A 3,479-nucleotide genomic window follows, 5' to 3' on the forward strand; every position below is an offset into this window, starting at 1 on the left:
AAGGTGTCGCCCAGCCGGTCGACGAACGAGGCGTGCTTGAGGCCCTGGTCCAGCATCAGGTCGCCCGAGACGAACCAGGCGTCGCCGTCGGTGAAGGCGTCGCGGATGACCTTCTTCTCCGTGGCCTCCTTGTCCGTGTAGCCGTCGAAGGGCTGCGTGTCGGAGATGCCGCTGATCAGCAGGCCTGTCCCGCCCTTGCCCACCTTGGTGAGCCGGCCGTCCGCGCCGCGGCGGGGCTCCCCGGTGTCCGGGTCGTAGTCCACGATCGCGAAGTCCATCGGGCAGTAGCCGGTGGTCTTGGGGATGTTGAAGGCGTTGACGAATGCGATGTTGCACTCGCTGGCCGCGTAGAATTCACAGATCCGGTCGATGCCGAACCGCTGTTGGAACTCCTCCCAGATCTCGGGGCGCAACCCGTTGCCCGTCATCACCCGGATGGAATGGTCCCGGTCGCCCGGACCGGGTTCCTGGTTGAGCAGGTAGCGGCAGATCTCGCCGATGTAGATGGCGGCGGTGGCCCCGGCCGCGCGGGCCTGGTCCCAGAACTTCGACGCGGAGAAGTGCTCCTCGACGGCCAGGCACGCGCCGGCGGCGAGCACGCAGCCCAGGCCGACCGTGAGCGCGTTGTTGTGGTACATCGGCAGCGGACACAGCAGGACGTCGTCCTTCTTGAGCCGCACACCCGACAGGCCGAAACCGGCGAGCGCGCGGTTCCAGCGGTAGTGGGACATGGTCGAGGCCTTGGGCAGGCCCGTGGTGCCGGAGGTGAACACGTAGTACGCGGTCTCGTTGCCCAGCGTCTCGTCCGCCTCGGGCGGGTTGGTGGCTCCGGCGTCCGCGCCCAGCTTCTCCAGCTCGTCCTCGAGCCAGGTCAGATCGGAGAGCTCGTCCGGGCGATGGCCGGCCGTGAAATCGCGGAACGGGAGGTCGACCTCGGATCCCACGGCGATCAACTCACCGAGCCACTTCTCGCGGGGGATGGACCCGGCGGCCTCGGCGCACTCCGCCCCGATGAGGACGACCTTCGACTCGATGATCTTCTGCGAGTGCTCGAGGACCTCCCCGCGCTGGTGATGGTTGAGCAGGCCCACCGAGGCGCCCACCTTGACCGCGCCCAGGATGGCGAGCATGACCTCGGGCCGGTTGACCATGCAGATGCCGACGGTGTCGCCGCGCTCGACCCCACGGGCCTTGAGCACCTCGGCGACGAGGTTGGCGCGCCGGTTCGCCTCCCCGTAGGTGATCTCGGATCCCAGGAAGCGCAGGAACGGGGCGTCCGGCTGACCGGCCGCCAGTTCCTGGAACCTCCTGCCGATGGAGATCTTGTCGGTCCCGCGGGAGGTGCGGACGATCCGGAGACCACGCAGGACGGTCGGCAGATCGGAGACGAGAGAGGGCAGGCCTCCCGCCAGGTCGAACGGGCTGAGGGTCCTGGCGCCCTGGGACGTGCGGCGGGTGGTGTCTTCGGTCGTGTCGGTCACGGCTTCTCCTCTTTCGGGGTGGTGAGTGACTTGGCGGGATCTCCGGCGAGGCCGCGCCACGCGAGTTCGACGACCACTCCTGCGGCCACCGATTTGGGTATGGACCGGTGAGCGACGCGGTCGGCGACGGCCTCCCCGGCCCCGACGAGCGCGGTGGCGACCACCTCGAGCACCTCGCGGCTGCGCCCGTCCACCGAGTTCTGCGCCAGCAGATCGGTGGTCAGGTCCACCAGGACGGAGCGGGTCTTCTCGACCTCGTCGCCGAACGCGGGTTCGGCGACGGCCTGGCGGTACACGACGTTCCACGAGTCGGCGTGGTTGTCCACGTAGTCGAGGAACGCCTCCACGACGCTCTCCAGACTGTGACGCGCACCGGTCCCACTGGTCGCCGCGGAGGTGAGGTGGTCGATGAGTCGCCCGGACTCACGGGTCACGCACGCGGAGAACAGTTCCTCCTTGGAGCCGTAGTAGAGATACAGCATCGGCTTGGAGATCCTGGCGTCCTTGGCGATGGTGTCCATCGACGCCGATCGGTAGCCGAGGTCGGAGAACACGCGGATGGCCGAGTCGAGCATCTGCTGTTCGCGGATCGCGCGTGGGATCCGTTTGGTTCCCGTCGTCACAGGACTCCTTCCGGCGGGACGTGGTGTCGTGTCCCACACCAACTTACCGGCCAGTAAGTAGTTGTGGGCGACACTACGCACGATCCACCGGGTACCGGGTGATACTCTGTCGACGTCGGCGTGCCCCGGGGCACCGCCGGGACACCCCATTCTCGTGACCCGCAGGGAGAACTCGATGAGCTTCGGTACCGGAGCGCTCGCCAGCGCAGTCGGCGGAATCGTCCTCGGCGGCATCGTCGCCTTCGGAGCCAGCTCCGCGATGGCCGAGAACTCCATCCCGGAGGTCGCGCAGCCGCCCGCCGACCAGGCCCTCCTCGGCCAGGTCGAGTACGGCGCCCGCTAGTCCCTCCCCCGCGCCGGCCGAGGTGACCCGCGGGATCCGTCTCGGTGCAGGCGCACGCGACGCGGTCGTCGCGTTCCTCGGTTTCCTCCTCCTCGCCTGCCTGCAGTCCCCGGGTCTGGTCGTCCCGGACACCAAGTACGACCTCGTCGTCGACCCCGGACGCTTTCTCGTCCAGGCCACCCACCTGTGGACCGGACTGTCGTTCGGCGGCCAGGTCCAGAACCAGGCGTACGGGTACCTCTTCCCCCAGGGGCCGTTCTTCGCGCTGTTCGACCTGGTGGGGATGCCCGCCTGGCTGACCCAACGTCTGTGGTGGGCGGTTCTGCTGACGCTCGCCTACGTGGGGGTGGTCCGGGTCGCGGCCGCCCTGCGGATCGGCACCCCCCAGACCAGGGCCGTGGCCGGGATCCTCTACGCGCTCGCCCCGCGGATGCTCGGTGACCTCGGGTCGATCTCCTCCGAGATCTGGCCGGTCGCGCTGGCACCGTGGGTGCTGCTCCCGGTGGTGCGGGTGTTGCAGGGGCGGATGTCCCCGCGCCGGGGTGGGGCGGGTGCCGCGCTGGCCCTGGCGTTGATGGGCGCGGTCAACGCGGTCGCCACCGCCATCGCGTGCCTGCCCGCGATCCTGTGGTGGCTCATGCACCGCCCCGGACGCACGTGGGCGCGGTTGGCCGCGTGGTGGCTGCCCCTCTCGGTGGCGGTGTGCCTGTGGTGGGCTGTTCCGTTGGTGCTCCTGGGCCGGGTCTCGCCTCCGTTCCTGGACCACATCGAGTCCGCCGAGGTCACCACGCGGTGGTCGTCGGCGACGGAGGTGCTGCGCGGGGCCGCGACCTGGGTACCGTTCGTGTCGACGGACCGGGTGGCCGGAGCCGCGCTCACCAGCGAACCGGTGTTCGTCCTGGCCACCGGCGTGATGGCGGCGGTCGGTGTGCTGGGGCTGCTCCACCGGGCGATGCCCGCCCGGGGCCGACTCCTGGTGATCGCCGCCGTCGGGCTGGTGGCGATGGCGGCGCCGTGGGTCGGCCCGGCCGG

Annotated in this window: 4 protein-coding genes; 2 read left to right on the plus strand and 2 right to left on the minus strand. The window is 69.8% G+C overall.

All coding sequences use genetic code 11. The features are described from left to right. Both G6028_RS16185 and G6028_RS16190 read right to left on the minus strand, forming a co-directional pair. On the minus strand, positions 1 to 1,481 hold a 1,481-nt coding region (locus G6028_RS16185), incomplete at its 3' end, for an AMP-binding protein (protein WP_182659485.1). Further along, entirely contained in the window at positions 1,478 to 2,104 is a 627-nt protein-coding gene (locus G6028_RS16190; RefSeq protein ID WP_182616332.1) for a TetR/AcrR family transcriptional regulator, read from the minus strand. The genes G6028_RS16190 and G6028_RS16185, both read right to left, overlap by 4 nt. A 154-nt stretch (positions 2,105 to 2,258) precedes the next feature. Here G6028_RS16190 and G6028_RS16195 point away from each other — a divergent pair, with 154 nt between their 5' ends. Then, positions 2,259 to 2,447, plus strand: a complete 189-nt coding sequence (locus G6028_RS16195) for a DUF2613 domain-containing protein (RefSeq protein ID WP_304816525.1) — start codon at positions 2,259 to 2,261, stop codon at positions 2,445 to 2,447. Positions 2,448 to 2,469: 22 nt separating this feature from the next. Continuing rightward, on the plus strand, positions 2,470 to 3,479 hold a 1,010-nt coding region (locus G6028_RS16200; RefSeq protein WP_182659486.1), incomplete at its 3' end, for an alpha-(1->3)-arabinofuranosyltransferase domain-containing protein.

This window comes from Dietzia cercidiphylli, assembly GCF_014145145.1.
Taxonomy (GTDB): domain Bacteria; phylum Actinomycetota; class Actinomycetes; order Mycobacteriales; family Mycobacteriaceae; genus Dietzia; species Dietzia natronolimnaea.